Genomic DNA, 15,013 nt, shown 5'->3' on the forward strand with positions numbered 1-15,013 from the left:
CGCATCAAGCCAGTACGGCGAATTCGGCCTCCGGTGGCGGTGACCTGCGCGTGCAGGGCGTGCGGGCAGGTGTGTTCAAGCCCTCGGCGTAATCTGTGCGGCCGCCCTGCTCCCGCTACGCATCGAAGGCACGGCGACGATAGAGTGAATCGGTATATGGCCGCGGAGCTAACGCCTGTCGGCCGAGCATGCATCTCTGCGAGGGCCCACGAGCCGTGCGCAGGCATAAAGCGACACAGACAAGATCTGTGGAAGTGGAGAGATATCGCGTGGCTGTAGAACAAGGTACGGCGGATATTCTGAGCGGTCTGACCGTCGGCAAGCCCGACGGCGATCCCGAGGAGACCGCGGAGTGGATCGAATCCCTCGACCAGCTGATCCGCACCCAGGGCACCGAGCGCGCGCAGTACATCATGCGTTCGCTCCTCCAGCGTGCCGGTGCCCAGTCCGTGGGCGTGCCCATGGTCACGACGACGGACTACGTCAACACCATCCCCGCCGACCAGGAAGCCGAGTTCCCGGGCGACGAGGAGATCGAGCGGAAGTACCGCGCATGGATGCGCTGGAACGCCGCCGTCATGGTGCACCGCGCGCAGCGCCCGGAGATCGGCGTCGGCGGCCACATCTCGACCTACGCGGGCGCGGCGACGCTCTACGAGGTCGGCTTCAACCACTTCTTCAAGGGCAAGGACCACCCGAGCGGTGGCGACCAGGTGTTCTTCCAGGGGCACGCCTCCCCCGGCATGTACGCGCGCGCCTACCTCGAGGGTCGCCTCACGGAGGAGGACCTCGACGGATTCCGCCAGGAGAAGTCGAAGGAGGGCCATGCGCTGTCCTCCTATCCGCACCCCCGGCTCATGCCGAAGTTCTGGGAGTTCCCCACCGTCTCCATGGGCATCGGGCCCATGAACGCCATCTACCAGGCGCAGTCCAACCGCTACCTGCACAACCGCGGCATGAAGGACACCTCCGAGCAGCAGGTCTGGGCCTTCCTCGGCGACGGCGAGATGGACGAGCCCGAATCGCGGGGCCTGCTCCAGCTCGCGGCCAACGAGAACCTCGACAACCTGAACTTCGTCATCAACTGCAACCTGCAGCGCCTGGACGGGCCCGTCCGCGGCAACGGCAAGATCATGCAGGAGCTCGAGGCGTTCTTCCGCGGCGCGGGCTGGAACGTCATCAAGGTCGTCTGGGGCCGCGAGTGGGACTCGCTGCTGTCCAAGGACCAGGACGGCGCGCTGGTCGACATCATGAACCAGACGCCCGACGGCGACTACCAGACGTACAAGGCGGAGTCCGGCGGCTTCGTGCGTGACCACTTCTTCGGCAAGTCCCCCCAGACCAAGGCCATGGTCGAGGACCTGTCCGACGCCGAGATCTGGAAGCTCAAGCGCGGCGGGCACGACTACCGGAAGGTCTACGCCGCGTACAAGGCCGCGACCGAGTTCAAGGGCAAGCCGACCGTCATCCTCGCGAAGACCGTCAAGGGCTACGGCTTGGGTCCGCACTTCGAGGGCCGCAACGCGACCCACCAGATGAAGAAGCTGACGAACGCGGACCTGAAGGCGTTCCGCGACCACCTGCGGATCCCCGTCACCGACGAGCAGATCGACGACGACCTGTACAACGCGCCGTACTACCACCCGGGCGCCGACGCTCCCGAGATCAAGTACATGCTGGAGCGCCGCCGCGAACTCGGCGGCTTCGTGCCGGAGCGCCGCACCCAGCACGCCGAGATCGTCCTGCCGGGCGACAAGGCGTACGAGATGGCGAAGCGCGGTTCCGGCAAGCAGATGGCCGCGACCACCATGGCGTTCGTCCGCATCCTCAAGGACCTCATGCGCGACAAGGAGTTCGGCCACCGGATCGCGCCGATCATCCCGGACGAGGCGCGGACCTTCGGCATGGACTCGTTCTTCCCGACGGCGAAGATCTACAACCCCAAGGGCCAGAACTACCTGTCCGTGGACCGCGACCTGGTCCTCGCGTACAAGGAGTCCATTGAGGGCCAGATCCTGCACGCGGGCATCAACGAGGCGGGATCGATGGCGGCCTTCACGGCGGCCGGCACGGCGTACGCCACCCAGGGCCAGCCGCTCATCCCGATCTACGTCTTCTACTCGATGTTCGGGTTCCAGCGCACGGGTGACTCGATCTGGGCCGCCGCGGACCAGATGGCACGAGGCTTCATCATGGGTGCGACCGCCGGCCGTACCACCCTGACCGGTGAGGGCCTGCAGCACGCCGACGGCCACTCGCCGATCCTCGCGTCGACGAACCCGGCCGTCATCACCTACGACCCCGCGTTCGGATACGAGATCGGGCACATCGTCCGTGACGGGCTCAACAGGATGTACGGGGACATCGGTGACAAGCCGGAGTCCTTCCGCAACGTCATGTACTACATCACCCTGTACAACGAGCCCTTCGTGCAGCCGGCGGAGCCGGAGGAACTGGACGTCGAGGGCCTGCTCAAGGGCATCTACCTGCTGAAGCCCGCCAAGGTGGACGGACCGCGCACTCAACTGCTCGCCTCCGGGGTCGCTGTTCCCTGGGCACTCGAAGCGCAGAAGCTGCTCGCCAAGGACTGGGGCGTCTCGGCGGACGTCTGGTCCGTGACGTCCTGGAACGAACTGCGCCGCGACGGCCTCGAGGCCGAGGAGGAAGCCTTCCTAAACCCCGGAGCCGATGCACGCAAGCCGTTCGTCACCCAGCAGCTGGAAGGCGCGACGGGTCCGATCGTGGCGGTCTCCGACTTCATGAAGGCCGTGCCCGACCAGATCCGCCAGTTCCTGCCGAACGAGTTCGCGACCCTCGGAGCCGACGGCTTCGGCTTCTCGGACACCCGCGCGGCAGCACGCCGGTTCTTCAAGATCGACAGCCACTCCGTCGTCGTGCGGTCGCTCGAGATGCTCGCCCGCCGCGGCGAGGTCGACGCGAACGCGCCCAAGGAGGCGATCGAGAAGTACCGCCTGCTCGATGTGAACGCCGGAACCACGGGCAACGCGGGCGGCGACTCCTAGGGTCCGCAGCCCCTGCGGAGGGCGACGTCGGGAGCAGCACTCATGCTGCTCCCGACGTCGCCCTTTTTTGTAGCCTTCACACAAATGGAAGCGGCAGCACCGAAACCGTATGCTCGGAGGATGCCGCAGCCCGAACATGTCGCCGGTAGCGCGACGAGCACGGCCGGAGCGACCAACGCAGGTGCAGCCCCGCCGGATCCAGCCACCCTTGACAAGCTGCGCGCCACGATCGGCTCCCTGTCGACCGCGACCCTCAAGCAACTGGATGCGGACCTGCCCTGGTACCGGGGGCTCCGCCCCGACGAGCGCTCTGCACTCGGCATGGTGGCCCAGAAGGGGATCGCGTCCTTCGTGAACTGGTACCAGAAGCCCGTCTCCCCCGCGTGGGTGCTGAGCGACGTCTTCGGCACGGCACCCACGGAACTCACGCGCTCCATCAGCCTGCAGAAGGCCCTGCAGCTCATCCGCGTGGTGGTGCAGGTCGTCGAGGACCACGTGCCGTTCCTCGCTCCGGCGGCCGATCAGGCGCCCCTCCGGGAGGCCGTGCTCCGGTATTCGCGGGAGGTCGCCTTCGCCGCCGCGGACGTGTACGCCCGGGCTGCCGAGACCCGCGGATCCTGGGACACCCGCCTCGAGGCGCTCGTCGTCGACGCCATCCTCCGGGGCGAGAGTTCGGATGCGCTCCGCTCGCGCATCGCCGCCGTCGGGTGGAAGTCCCAGGCGAGGATCACCGTCATGGTCGGCAGCGCACCCTCCGAACCCAACGCCGGCTTCCTCAATGAGCTCCGCCGCGTCACGGGCCGGCTCGCGGAGGATGTCCTCGTCGGGATCCAGGGCGAGCGGCTCATCCTGGTGCTGGGCGGCGTGCGGGACGCCGCCAAGGCCTACCCGAGGATCAGCGAACTCTTCGGCGCCGGCGCGGTCGTGTTCGGTCCGGAGGCGGAGTCGCTCGTGGCGGCGAGCAGTTCGGCGCAGGCTGCCTTCGCCGGGCTCACCGCCGCCCGGGCCTGGCCCGGGGCGCCACGCCCCGTCTCGTCGGAGGACCTGTGGCCGGAGCGGGTGATGTCCGGAGACGACACCGCGCGGCGTGCGCTGGTGCGGACCATCTACCGGCCGCTCCTGGCGGCGTCCAACGGGCTGGAGCAGACGCTGTCTGCCTACCTGACCCTCGGGCACTCCCTGGAGGCCACCTCCAGGTCCCTCTTCGTGCACGCGAACACCGTCCGGTACCGCCTCCGCCGCGTGTGCGACGTGACCGGCTGGGACCCGCTGATCCCCCGCGAGGCCTACGTGCTCCAGACGGCCCTGGTGGTCGGACGGCTGGCCGAGACGCCGGCCCAGCCCCCGCCCGCGAACGGTTCGACGGCGACGGGACCCGGACGCCGGCCGCGCTCGGGCGGAGCCGGCAAGGCTGCGGCCCTCGTCGCCGCACGCCCGGCCTCCTTGTAGACTTCCTACAAAGACGCACAGCCAGCTTGGTTCAGCCGAACACCCGATAATGCTCCACCGATTTGGAAAGCTGGAACAGTGCTTGCAATCGCCTGCCCCGGACAGGGCTCACAGACCCCGGGCTTCCTGAGCCCCTGGCTCGACCTACCGGGAGTACGGGAGCACCTCGAGGAGCTCAGCGACCGCGCCGGCTCTGACCTCGTCCGGCACGGCACCGTCTCGGACGAGGAGACCATCAAGGACACCGCGGTCGCCCAACCGCTCATCGTCGCTGCCGGGCTCGTGACGGCCCGCCTCCTCCTCGCGCACCACCCCCTGACGGCGGCAACCGTGGTCGCGGGACATTCCGTCGGAGAACTGACGGCCTCCGCCATCGCCGGAGCGCTCACCGAGACCGACGCCGTCGCCTTCGTCCGCGTCCGCGCCACCGCCATGGCGGATGCTGCAGCGGCGACACCGACGGGCATGAGCGCGGTACTGGGCGGGGATCCCGACGACGTCGCCGCACGGCTCGCCGAGCTCGGCCTCACCGCGGCGAACGCGAACGGCGGCGGTCAGGTGGTGGCAGCGGGGACCATGGAGCAGCTCGCCGAACTGTCGGAGAACCCTCCTGCGAAGTCCCGCGTCATCGCGCTGAAGGTGGCCGGAGCATTCCACACCGACCACATGTCCCCCGCCGTCACGGCCCTCGAGCTTCTGCGGCCCACCCTGGCACCGGCCGACCCCGTCGCCACCCTCATGTCCAACTATGACGGCAGGACCGTCGCCACCGGCGAGGGGAACCTCGACAGCCTGATCGCCCAGGTGTCGCGGCCCGTGCGCTGGGATCTCTGCATGGAATCCATGCAGGCGATGGGTGTCACCGGCATGATCGAGTTGTCGCCCGCGGGAACACTCACGGGCCTCGCCAAGCGGGGAATGCGGGGTACGGCCACGCTCGCCGTAAAATCTCCCGAGGACCTGGACGCCGCGCGCAGCTTCATCGGGGAGCACTCGCGCACCACCGACCTCGATCCCTCCCTTACTCCAGAAGGACCCCAGTGAGCATCACCGCCATCAAGCAAGCCCCCCTCCGCGAGCACACGCGCATCCTCGGCGTCGGCGCGTACCGGCCCGAGATCATCGTCACCAATGACGACGTGTGCCAGTGGATCGACTCCTCCGACGAGTGGATCCGGCAGCGCACCGGGATCGTCACGCGGCACCGCGCTCCCCGCGACGTCAGCGTCATCGACATGGCAGAGGCAGCCTCCCGGGAAGCCCTTGAGGCGGCAGGCATCGAGGCCTCCCAGCTCGGTGCCGTCCTGGTCTCCACGGTCACGCACCCGTACGCCACCCCCTCCGCCGCGGCACAGCTGACCGACCGGCTCGGAGCGACACCCGCGCCCGCCTACGACATCTCCGCCGCCTGCGCGGGCTACTGCTACGGCATCGCGCAGGGAGACGCCCTCGTGCACGCCGGAACAGCCGACTACGTCCTGGTCGTCGGCGTGGAGAAGCTGTCCGACTTCATCGACAACTCCGACCGCACCATCTCGTTCCTGCTCGGCGACGGTGCGGGCGCCGTCGTCATCGGGCCCGGCGATTCCGCCGGCATCGGACCCTCGGTGTGGGGATCGGACGGCAGCAAGCACGAGTCCATCCGCATGACGCGCTCGCTGCTGGACGTGCGCGACTATGCGATCGGCGCCGTCGCGACCGACACCGAGCGCGAGGACGACGTCGACGCGGGCCGCGAGGACCTCTGGCCGACCATGCGCCAGGACGGACCGACGGTCTTCCGTTGGGCGGTCTGGGAGATGGCGAAGGTCGCGCAGCGCGCCCTCGATGCCGCAGGCGTCACGGCCGACGACCTCGCGGTGTTCCTCCCCCACCAGGCCAACATCCGTATCATCGATGAGATGGTGAAGCAGCTCAAGCTGCCGGACCACGTCCACGTGGCGCGGGACATCGTGGACGCCGGCAACACCTCGGCGGCCTCGATCCCCCTGGCCATGCACCGGACGCTCAAGGAACAGCCCTCGCTCAGCGGCAAGCTCGCACTCCAGATCGGTTTCGGCGCGGGCCTCGTCTTCGGGGCGCAGGTCGTGGTCCTTCCCTAGTTTCCAAGCCCAGGCAGCGACAGTGCGGCCTGAACATCCCGCCGGTGCACCGGCACCAACAGAAAAGGAGCCACCATGGCTAACAACGAAGAAATCCTGGCCGGCCTGGCCGAAATCGTCAACGAAGAGACGGGCCTCGCCCCCGAGTCCGTCGAGATGGACAAGTCCTTCACGGACGACCTCGACATCGATTCCATCTCGATGATGACCATCGTCGTCAACGCCGAGGAGAAGTTCGGCGTGCGCATCCCCGACGAAGAGGTCAAGAACCTGAAGACCGTCGGCGACGCCGTCACCTTCATCGCAGGAGCGCAGGCCTAGTTCCTGCCGTTCCCAGCGCTGCGGCCGCTCCCGGCGTTCCCGCCGTGGGCGGCCGTAGTCGTCATCCCCTCGCCCCGGTCCAGCCGGCGCTCGCCACAGCTTCGAAAGAGTGACCATGCCACGCAAAGTCGTCATCACCGGACTCGGTGCAACCACCCCCATCGGCGGGGATGTCCCCACCATGTGGGCCAACTCCCTCAAGGGAGTCTCGGGCGCGCGGACCATCGAGGCCGACTGGGTCCAGAAGTTCGAACTGCCGGTGACCTTCGCCGCCCAGATCGCCACGCCGGCGTCGGAGGTGCTGTCCCGGGTCGAGGCCAAGCGCATGGACCCGTCGACGCAGTTCGCCGTCGTCGCCGCCCGCGAGGCCTGGCGCGACTCCGGCATCGAGGAGGTCGACAAGGATCGCCTCGCGGTGGCCTTCGCCACAGGCATCGGCGGCGTCTGGACCCTGCTCGACGCCTGGGACACGCTGCGCGAGAAGGGCCCCCGACGTGTCCTCCCCATGACGGTGCCGATGCTCATGCCCAACGGGCCGGCCGCCGCCGTGAGCCTGGACCTCGGCGCTCGCGCCGGCGCCCACACTCCCGTGTCCGCGTGTGCCTCGGGGACCGAAGCCCTCCACCAGGGCCTCGAACTCATCCGGTCCGGGAAGGCGGACGTCGTGGTGTGCGGCGGCGCCGAAGCCGCGATCCACCCGATGCCCATCGCCGCCTTCGCGTCCATGCAGGCGCTGTCGCGGCGGAACGACGAGCCGGAGCTCGCCTCGCGCCCGTACGACAGGAACCGGGACGGTTTCGTGATGGGTGAGGGCGCCGGGGCCCTCGTCATCGAGGCGGAGGAGCATGCACTCGCCCGCGGTGCCAGGATCTACGCCGAACTGGCCGGCACCTCCGTCACGGCGGACGCGTACCACATCACGGCCCCCGATCCCCAGGGACTCGGAGCGACACGCGCGCTCAAGGCCGCTCTCTTCGACGCGCGCGCCCAGGCCGAGGACGTGGTCCACGTCAATGCCCACGCGACGTCCACCCCCGTCGGCGACAAGCCCGAGTACACCGCCCTGAAGGCCGCCCTCGGAGCCCACACGGACCAGGTGGCGGTGTCCGCGACCAAATCGCAGACCGGCCACCTCCTCGGGGCGTCCGGCGCCGTCGAGGCGGTCATGACCGTGCTCGCCATCCACGACCGCAGGGCGCCCGTCACGATCAACCTGGACGACCAGGACCCCGAGATCCCCCTCGACGTCGTCACCGGTCCCCGCGACCTGCCCTCGGGCGACATCGTCGCCCTGAGCAACTCGTTCGGATTCGGCGGCCACAACGCCGTCATCGTGCTGCGCAGCGTCTGATCCGCGAGGACCTGGCATACGAAAGGCGCCACCGGATGGTGGCGCCTTTCGTGTGACTGCTGCAGACCGCCGAGAGTGCGGATCACCGGGCCCGGCTATGGGAAGGCCCCGTGCGGCGGCTGTCGTCGTACGTCAGCCCACCTGGTGCAGCCACCGGACGGGCGCGCCTTCGGCTGCATGGCGGAAGGGCTCGAGTTCCTCGTCCCAGGATTCCCCGAGTGCGAGGGAAAGCTCGTGGTAGACGGCTGCAGGATCGCCCGCTCCCGCTTCGTACGCATAGCGGATGCGGTCCTCGGTCACCATGATGTTGCCGTGGACGTCCGTGGTGGCATGGAAGATCCCGAGTTCGGGAGTGTGTGACCAGCGGCCGCCGTCAGCCCCCGCGCTCTGTTCCTCGGTGACCTCGTAGCGGAGGTGGGCCCAGCCGCGGAGGGCGGAGGCGAGTTGCGCCCCGGACCCCTGCGGGCCGACCCAGGACAGTTCGGCGCGCAGCATTCCGGGCGCAGCAGGCTGCGCTGTCCACTCCATGTCGATGCGCTTGTCCAGCACCGAGCCGATGGCCCATTCGACATGAGGGCACAGAGCAGTAGGGGCAGAGTGCACGTACAAAACACCGCGCGCCATCACAACAGACATTCCATCCTCCATAGCTGTAGGTACGTCTTCCCCAACGACCTTCAATGGCTGATGAAACTGCAACGGATGTGCCAGAGCCTTGCGAGACCCGCCCGCATATCATGCAGGTTCGATTTGACTACTGCTCATTGTGCACGAATGGCGTGAATTCCGCCACTGTAACTACCGGGCTGCCATTCGAGTCTCCGCGGGCCGGCAGCGCCCGGGATGCTCCCGCCGGCTCACGCCCTCGGATGAGCCTGCTCGTAGCTCCGCCGCAGACGGTCCACCGATACATGGGTGTAGAGCTGCGTGGTGGCGAGACTGGAGTGTCCGAGGAGTTCCTGGACGGCCCGGAGGTCCGCACCGCCGTCGAGCAGGTGGGTGGCAGCAGTGTGCCTCAGTGCGTGCGGACCGCGTGCGGCGGAATCTCCGAGCGCGTCGAGCGCTCCCTTGACCTGGGTACGGACCGTCCGTTGATCGATGCGTCCACCGCGACGCCCGAGGAACAGTGCGGGCCCGCTCCTGTCCGACGCCCACTGCGGTCTCCCGCGCCGCAGCCAGTCGTCCAGCGCGTGCGCCGCCGGCACCCCGTACGGCACCGTGCGTTCCTTGGAGCCCTTACCCAGCACCACCAGGGTGCGGCGATCGGTATCGACGTCGTCGATGTCGAGACCGACGAGTTCGCCGACGCGGACCCCGGTGGCGTAGAGCAGCTCGAGCATCGCTCTCCGCTGGAGCTCATACGGATCCCCCTGCCGCGTACTCTCATCCAACCCGTCGAGCAGCGCACCCGCCTGGGACTGGCTGAGCACCGCAGGCAGGGCGCTGTTCCGCTTCGGCGCGCGCAGCCGGAGTGCCGGGTTCACGGGTATCAGCTCCTCCCGGACAGCCCAGTCCATGAAGGACCGTACGGATGCGGCCCGTCGGGCGATCGTGGAGCGCGAGAGGCCGGCCTCGTCGAGCGCTCCGAGCCAGGCCCGGAAATGGCGCAGTTCCAGCCCTGCCAGCGCGGAGACCCCCGACCGGGCAGCGTGGAGGAGGAAGAGCTCCAGGTCCTTCCGGTACGCCCGGACCGTGTGCGCGGAACGATTGCGCTCCCGGGTCAGGTAATCCTCGAACCTCCGCACGTCCTCACCGAATGCGCTGCCCAGCGGTGCCTCTGCGTCCGTCATGTTCCCTCCGGTACCAGTATCCACGCCCCGTCCGCGGCCGTGCTGCAGGCCACGGGCCCGCCGATCCCGCAGCAACGTACTGATGCCTCGATCAGGGAATCATTGCCGGGACCGATGGCTCAGTTCCAGGTCGAGGAGCCATGTCTTCGTCCCGGTCCCCGCAGCGTAACCGACGACGGCGCCGGTGCTGCTGACGACGCGGTGCCCGGGAACGATGATCGAGACGGGATTGCTCCTCACGGCTGCTCCGATCGCCCGCCCCATCCTCGGGTTGCCGAGCTGCTCGGCGATGTCGCGATAGCTGCGGCGCTCTCCGTAGGGTATCGAACTCAGGGCGGCCCAGACGGCCAGCTGGAAGGGCGTGCCCCGGACATCGACGGGGACCTCGAAGACCTGCCGTGTTCCCGCGAAGTACTCTCCGAGTTCTGCGCCTGCCTGCTCCAGCACCGTGACGGCCGGGGCCGACGGGTCCACGGAAGCGTCCGCTCCCGGACCGTCACCCGGCTCCGCTCCCGGTCCCGGTCCTTCGACCGACCCGGCCCCAGGTCCTTCAGCGGACCTGCCGATATCGGGGCCCGGGCCGGGCACCCGCCGACCCAGCCGGGCTTCCGTCGGAGCAGGGTCATGCTCCCCGTGATACAGGCCCACGACTCCGGCGGCACCGGCCACGAGCCGAAGCGGGCCGATGGGCGATGGAACCTCGATGTGCCATCGCGCGTCCACTGGCGCGGGCCGTCGGTTGCTGATCATTGTCGTCCTCCTGGTGACGGATGGGGCGCGGGCGGGCTGGGGTGGGCAAGGGCCGTCCCGGGCCGGGAGACCCTCGACCGTCCGGTTCTGGTTCCCGTTCCGGTGGGAGTCGTCCCCTCGGGCTGGTCCCGAACCGCGAACGGGGGATGCGGCGGCCTGCACATCGGGTGGGCGGCCGTACGCCGACGCACCGCCGGACGGTCCCGTCGTCAGCTCTTCCCGCGGCGCCATCCCTCACCGGTCCTCATGGCGAGGCCGGCGAGTTCGAGGCGCGCCAGTCCGGTGATGACGTCCCGCGTGGCGAGTCCGGCGACGACCGACAGCTTGTCCACCGTCGTCGAGGACCGCACGGGAAGTGCGTCGAACAACAGGAGGTCCGGAATCGTGAGGCCGTCCTGCTCCCGCGAGCGGACGTCCGCCTCCCGGGCCTGGTCCCCCGCCGGCTCGCTGCCCAGTGGCCCGGCGAGTTCTGCCACGTCCGCGGCGTCCGCCACACACACCGCGGTGCCGTCCCGGAGGAGACGGTGGCAACCGGCAGAGTTGGCGGAGTAGACGGATCCCGGGACGGCACCGACGGGGCGGCCGAGGCCGGCGGCGTGGTGCGCGGTGTTGAGTGCGCCTGAACGCCAGCGTGCCTCGACGACGACCGTGACCGCGCTCAGCGCCGCGATCAGTCGGTTCCGCTGCAGGAACCTCCACCTGGTCGGTGAACTCCCGGGTGGGACCTCCGAGATCAGGAGCCCCCTGTCCACGATGGTCCGGAGCAGTTCCTCGTTGCCCGCCGGATAGTACCGGTCGACGCCGCAGGCCAACACTCCGACCGTGGGTGGCGACTCGTCTCCCGGCGCGCTGGCGAGAGCAGCCCTGTGGGCTTGCGCATCGATGCCGTAGGCGCCTCCCGACACCACGGAGAAGCCACGGGCGGAGAGACCGGATGCGAGGTCTGTCGTGACCGACGACCCGTAGCTCGTACTGTCGCGTGAGCCGACGATCGACACCATCCGATTGACCCGCGGGATCTCGTGGGCGCCCCGGACCCAGAGACACAGCGGAGCCGCCTCCTGCAGGTCGTTCAGCGCTTCCGGCCACTCCTCGCACTCGGGAATGAGCAACCGCCCGCCCAACCGAGCCAGGGTCGTGAGGTCGCGTTCCGGGGCGAGGTCCCGGAGGCGGGGAGCCCAGCGGGCCAGCCCTTCATCAAGGGGATCGCGACGCCCGCCTGTCATACCCAGGAGCTCCCGCAGGCGTTGCCGCATCTCGCCACCCGCATCGATGTCGCGGCGGACGATGCGCAGGCCGTCGACGGGACCGACGAGGGACACCAGCCCCAGACCCACGGTGTCCGACGGTTCGAAGAGCCGTGACAGTGCAGCTCGTGCCACGGTGGCGTTCATCGGAACCACGTTCATGCAGCACGCTCCTGGAGGCGGAACCCGAGCGCCGTGACGACGTCGTCGGCATCCGGCCGTGGACGCCCCGCCAGATCCGCGATGGTCCAGGCGACCCGGAGGACCCGATCCCAGCCGCGTGCGCTCACGAGGTTCCTCTCCAGCGCCTTGTCCAGTGACGCCGTGACGGCCCTCGGCAGGGCGAGCTCGCCGCGGAGGACCCGTCCCTGGACCTCGGAGTTGGTGGCGTAGTTCCACTGCCGCAACCTCACCCGTTGAGCTGCCCTGGCCACTGCCACCCGGGCCGCTACGACTGCTGACGTCTCGGAGGACCGTTCGTCGACGTAATCCGCGAGGCTCACCCTCTGAACCGCCAGTTGCAGGTCGACCCGGTCGAGCAGCGGCCCCGAGAGACGATTGAAATACCGCCGACGCTGCTGCGCGGTGCAGACGCAGTCCATGCCCTTGCCACTGGCGAGTCCGCAGGGACAGGGATTCAGCGCGAGGACGAGCTGGAACCGGGCTGGATAGGACGCCGTACCCGATGCCCGGTGCAGGACGAGCCGGCCACTCTCCAGTGGCTCGCGCAAGGCCTCCAGGACACGGCGCTCGTACTCCGGCGCCTCGTCGAGGAACAGGATCCCGCGATGCGCCCGCGAGGCGGCACCGGGCCTCGGGATACCGCTACCGCCGCCGATGATGGACGCCGGAGTCGCCGTGTGGTGCGGGCTCTCGAACGGCGGCTTCCGGACCAGTTCCGAGCAGAGCCGTTCACCGCTGAGGCTGTGGATCGCGGTGACCTCCATCGCGTGGTCGTCGTCGAGGTCGGGAAGGATGCCGGGTAGTCGTTCTGCGAGCATGGTCTTCCCTGCCCCGGGCGGTCCCACCATGAGCAGGTGGTGTGCTCCTGCAGCTGCGATCTCCAGAGCGAATCTCGCCTCCTGCTGGCCCGCGATGTCCGACAGGTCCCTCGTCGGTCCTGTCCGGGCTTCCGGTAGCACGGTCCCGCTTTCCGCCGGGGGGTCGGCGAGCACCACGTGCGCACCGTCCGCACCGAAAGCAAGGGCTACTTCTCCGAGTGTGCGGAACGACCGGACGTCGGCCGCCGGTACGAGTGCGGCCTCGGCCGCGTTCTCCTCCGCGACGACGATCCGGCAGTGCCCGGCCTCCACCGCCGCCATCACCGCGGGCAGCACCCCCCGGACTGGCCGGAGCCGGCCGTCGAGCCCCAGCTCTGCGATGAAGACCGTGGCTCCGCAGCCTCGCACGTCTCCCGCCGCCGCCAGGGCAGACATGACGATGGCGAGATCGAAGGCGGAGCCGCGCTTGGGCAGCGACGCCGGGATGAGGTTCACCGTGATCTTCCGGCGACTGAGCGGCACGCCGGCATTCCGGGCAGCCGCCCTGATCCGGTCCTTGGCCTCGGTGAGCGATGCGTCGGGCAGGCCGAGGAGCACGAAGGCCGGGAGTGTCTGCCCGATGTCCGCCTCGACCTCGATGACGTGCCCGTTCATCCCGACGAGGGACACCGCGTAGGTCCGGCCGAGCGCCATCAGATCACCGCCCGCACGTGCTCGATGCGCGGCGTGCCCGATCCGTCGTCGAGCACGCCGACGGCGTCGATCCGGAAGCCGCTGAAGCGCAGGTTGTGCGCCCGCGCCCACTTCGACGCCAGGAGGTACAGCCTCTCGAGCTTGCTTGCGGTGATGGCTTCCAGCGGCTGCCCGAAGTCGTCCGAACTGCGCGTCTTGACCTCGACGATCACGAGGGTGGATCCCTCGATCGCCACGAGGTCGATCTCCCCCGTCGCACACCGCCAGTTACGATCCACGATCCTCAGCCCTGCCCGTTCCAGGTAGACCGCGGCCGTCGCTTCCCCGCGACGCCCCAAATGATCCTTTGCCAACATGGCGCTCACCTCCTCCCCCAAGCCTGCAGGGGGCGGAGGTGAGGGCAAGCGGTTGGGAGTGCCTATGTGGACAACGCCGGCCGGGGGCCAGGGGGCGAGCTGCAGTATCGAGCCCGCTCCGCCGGACGGCGCCTGCCGCGGTCGTGCAGAAAGATTTCGGTGGCAGTCGCTCCGCCTGTGCTCGTAGCGTGGACGATAGCGACGTCGACCAGACGCCGGCCAGCCTGCCGAGAATCGCAACGGAGGACACAGTGTCAGAGACAAGCGACATCCTGCCCAGCGGCACCGAGGCCGACCTGCAGGAACAGGGGAACACCGGGCCGTCCGGCGATGCCGGAGGCGGCGGGACCGCCGGAGGCACGGGCGGGTCGGAAGCCGACCTGCAGGAGCAGGGAACGGTCGTGCCGCCCGCGGACACGCCAGGGACCGGCGGTATCGCCGGTGAGGGAACGGGCGGGTCGGAAGCGGACCGCCTCGAGCAGGCGGCGGACGTGCCGCTCGATGGCGACGACGCCTATCCCTACGGCGGAACGGACGACAGCCCGACGCCGTAGCGCGCGTCGGGCCAGTGCCGCCCGGAAGCGACCCCGCGGCCCCTAGTTGCCCAGGGTGCCGTCCTTCGGCAGCGCGATGTCGTCGGACTTCGAGAGTTCCTCGACGTTGACGTCCTTGAACGTGATGACACGGACGTTCTTGACGAAGCGAGCGGAGCGATAGACGTCCCAGACCCAGGCGTCCTGAAGGGTCAGGTCGAAGTAGACCTCGCCGTCGGCGGAACGGGCCTGCAGATCCACGTTGTTCGCCAGGTAGAACCGGCGCTCGGTCTCGACGACGTAGCTGAAGAGCCCGACGACGTCCCGGTACTCGCGGTAGAGCTGGAGCTCCATGTCGGTTTCGTAGTTCTCAAGATCCTCGGCACTCATCCGACAA

Annotated in this window: 14 protein-coding genes; 7 read left to right on the forward strand and 7 right to left on the reverse strand. The window is 69.0% G+C overall.

Annotation, left to right across the window (positions count from 1 at the left end):
* Positions 1 to 269 precede the first annotated feature (269 nt).
* From aceE to fabF, 6 genes are all read left to right on the forward strand, one after another.
* Positions 270 to 3,023, forward strand: a complete 2,754-nt coding sequence (gene aceE, locus ACIQCY_RS09880) for a pyruvate dehydrogenase (acetyl-transferring), homodimeric type (protein WP_400483716.1) — start codon at positions 270 to 272, stop codon at positions 3,021 to 3,023.
* 120 nt (positions 3,024 to 3,143) lie between these two features.
* Positions 3,144 to 4,472, forward strand: coding sequence for a PucR family transcriptional regulator (locus ACIQCY_RS09885; protein WP_400483717.1), 1,329 nt, complete (start codon positions 3,144 to 3,146; stop codon positions 4,470 to 4,472).
* A gap of 78 nt (positions 4,473 to 4,550) precedes the next feature.
* Positions 4,551 to 5,516, forward strand: coding sequence for an ACP S-malonyltransferase (locus ACIQCY_RS09890; protein WP_400483718.1), 966 nt, complete (start codon positions 4,551 to 4,553; stop codon positions 5,514 to 5,516).
* On the forward strand, positions 5,513 to 6,574 hold the full coding sequence (locus ACIQCY_RS09895; protein ID WP_400483719.1) for a beta-ketoacyl-ACP synthase III: 1,062 nt from the start codon (positions 5,513 to 5,515) through the stop codon (positions 6,572 to 6,574). The genes ACIQCY_RS09890 and ACIQCY_RS09895 overlap by 4 nt, the downstream gene beginning before the upstream one ends.
* A 75-nt stretch (positions 6,575 to 6,649) precedes the next feature.
* On the forward strand, positions 6,650 to 6,895 hold the full coding sequence (locus ACIQCY_RS09900; RefSeq protein ID WP_400483720.1) for an acyl carrier protein: 246 nt from the start codon (positions 6,650 to 6,652) through the stop codon (positions 6,893 to 6,895).
* A gap of 115 nt (positions 6,896 to 7,010) precedes the next feature.
* Complete coding sequence (gene fabF / locus ACIQCY_RS09905; RefSeq protein ID WP_400483721.1) at positions 7,011 to 8,246, forward strand: beta-ketoacyl-ACP synthase II; 1,236 nt, start codon at positions 7,011 to 7,013, stop codon at positions 8,244 to 8,246.
* A 132-nt stretch (positions 8,247 to 8,378) separates the two neighbouring features.
* On the opposite strand, the gene ACIQCY_RS09910 is transcribed toward fabF, so the two are convergent.
* From ACIQCY_RS09910 to ACIQCY_RS09935, 6 genes are all read right to left on the reverse strand, one after another.
* Positions 8,379 to 8,882 carry a DUF3145 domain-containing protein gene (locus ACIQCY_RS09910; RefSeq protein WP_087026634.1) on the reverse strand — a complete coding sequence of 168 codons (504 nt, stop codon included), beginning with the start codon at positions 8,880 to 8,882 and terminating at the stop codon, positions 8,379 to 8,381.
* A 221-nt stretch (positions 8,883 to 9,103) separates the two neighbouring features.
* Positions 9,104 to 10,036 (reverse strand): tyrosine recombinase XerC, encoded by a 933-nt coding sequence (locus ACIQCY_RS09915; RefSeq protein ID WP_400483722.1) that lies wholly within the window; start codon positions 10,034 to 10,036, stop codon positions 9,104 to 9,106.
* Between the two features lie 99 nt (positions 10,037 to 10,135).
* Positions 10,136 to 10,786: a methylated-DNA--[protein]-cysteine S-methyltransferase gene (locus ACIQCY_RS09920; protein WP_400483723.1), complete on the reverse strand. Its 651-nt coding sequence runs from the start codon at positions 10,784 to 10,786 to the stop codon at positions 10,136 to 10,138.
* Between the two features lie 209 nt (positions 10,787 to 10,995).
* Positions 10,996 to 12,195: a DNA-processing protein DprA gene (gene dprA / locus ACIQCY_RS09925; RefSeq protein WP_400483724.1), complete on the reverse strand. Its 1,200-nt coding sequence runs from the start codon at positions 12,193 to 12,195 to the stop codon at positions 10,996 to 10,998.
* Complete coding sequence (locus ACIQCY_RS09930) at positions 12,192 to 13,727, reverse strand: YifB family Mg chelatase-like AAA ATPase (RefSeq protein WP_400483725.1); 1,536 nt, start codon at positions 13,725 to 13,727, stop codon at positions 12,192 to 12,194. Before ACIQCY_RS09930 ends, dprA begins: the two co-directional genes overlap by 4 nt.
* The gene (locus ACIQCY_RS09935; protein ID WP_400483726.1) at positions 13,727 to 14,092 is read right to left on the reverse strand and encodes a YraN family protein; all 366 of its coding nucleotides are present in this window, start codon (positions 14,090 to 14,092) and stop codon (positions 13,727 to 13,729) included. Before ACIQCY_RS09935 ends, ACIQCY_RS09930 begins: the two co-directional genes overlap by 1 nt.
* Before the next feature lie 242 nt (positions 14,093 to 14,334).
* Between ACIQCY_RS09935 and ACIQCY_RS09940 the strand changes: the two genes are divergently transcribed.
* The gene (locus tag ACIQCY_RS09940; protein WP_400483727.1) at positions 14,335 to 14,637 is read left to right on the forward strand and encodes a hypothetical protein; all 303 of its coding nucleotides are present in this window, start codon (positions 14,335 to 14,337) and stop codon (positions 14,635 to 14,637) included.
* A 42-nt stretch (positions 14,638 to 14,679) separates the two neighbouring features.
* On the opposite strand, the gene ACIQCY_RS09945 is transcribed toward ACIQCY_RS09940, so the two are convergent.
* Positions 14,680 to 15,006: a DUF2469 domain-containing protein gene (locus ACIQCY_RS09945; protein WP_104050546.1), complete on the reverse strand. Its 327-nt coding sequence runs from the start codon at positions 15,004 to 15,006 to the stop codon at positions 14,680 to 14,682.
* Between the last annotated feature and the right edge of the window lie 7 nt (positions 15,007 to 15,013).

Origin of the sequence: Arthrobacter sp. NPDC092385 (assembly GCF_044755105.1) — a bacterium.
GTDB lineage: Bacteria > Actinomycetota > Actinomycetes > Actinomycetales > Micrococcaceae > Arthrobacter_D.

Bases quoted from the DNA above. Each gene is read 5' to 3' on its own strand.
- ACIQCY_RS09885 (WP_400483717.1), top strand. From the start codon at position 3,144: ATGCCGCAGCCCGAACATGTCGCCGGTAGCGCGACGAGCACGGCCGGA.
- ACIQCY_RS09900 (WP_400483720.1), top strand. From the start codon at position 6,650: ATGGCTAACAACGAAGAAATCCTGGCCGGCCTGGCCGAAATCGTCAAC.
- fabF (WP_400483721.1), top strand. From the start codon at position 7,011: ATGCCACGCAAAGTCGTCATCACCGGACTCGGTGCAACCACCCCCATC.
- ACIQCY_RS09910 (WP_087026634.1), bottom strand. From the start codon at position 8,882: ATGTCTGTTGTGATGGCGCGCGGTGTTTTGTACGTGCACTCTGCCCCT.
- ACIQCY_RS09915 (WP_400483722.1), bottom strand. From the start codon at position 10,036: ATGACGGACGCAGAGGCACCGCTGGGCAGCGCATTCGGTGAGGACGTG.
- ACIQCY_RS09920 (WP_400483723.1), bottom strand. From the start codon at position 10,786: ATGATCAGCAACCGACGGCCCGCGCCAGTGGACGCGCGATGGCACATC.
- dprA (WP_400483724.1), bottom strand. From the start codon at position 12,195: ATGAACGTGGTTCCGATGAACGCCACCGTGGCACGAGCTGCACTGTCA.
- ACIQCY_RS09930 (WP_400483725.1), bottom strand. From the start codon at position 13,727: ATGGCGCTCGGCCGGACCTACGCGGTGTCCCTCGTCGGGATGAACGGG.
- ACIQCY_RS09945 (WP_104050546.1), bottom strand. From the start codon at position 15,006: ATGAGTGCCGAGGATCTTGAGAACTACGAAACCGACATGGAGCTCCAG.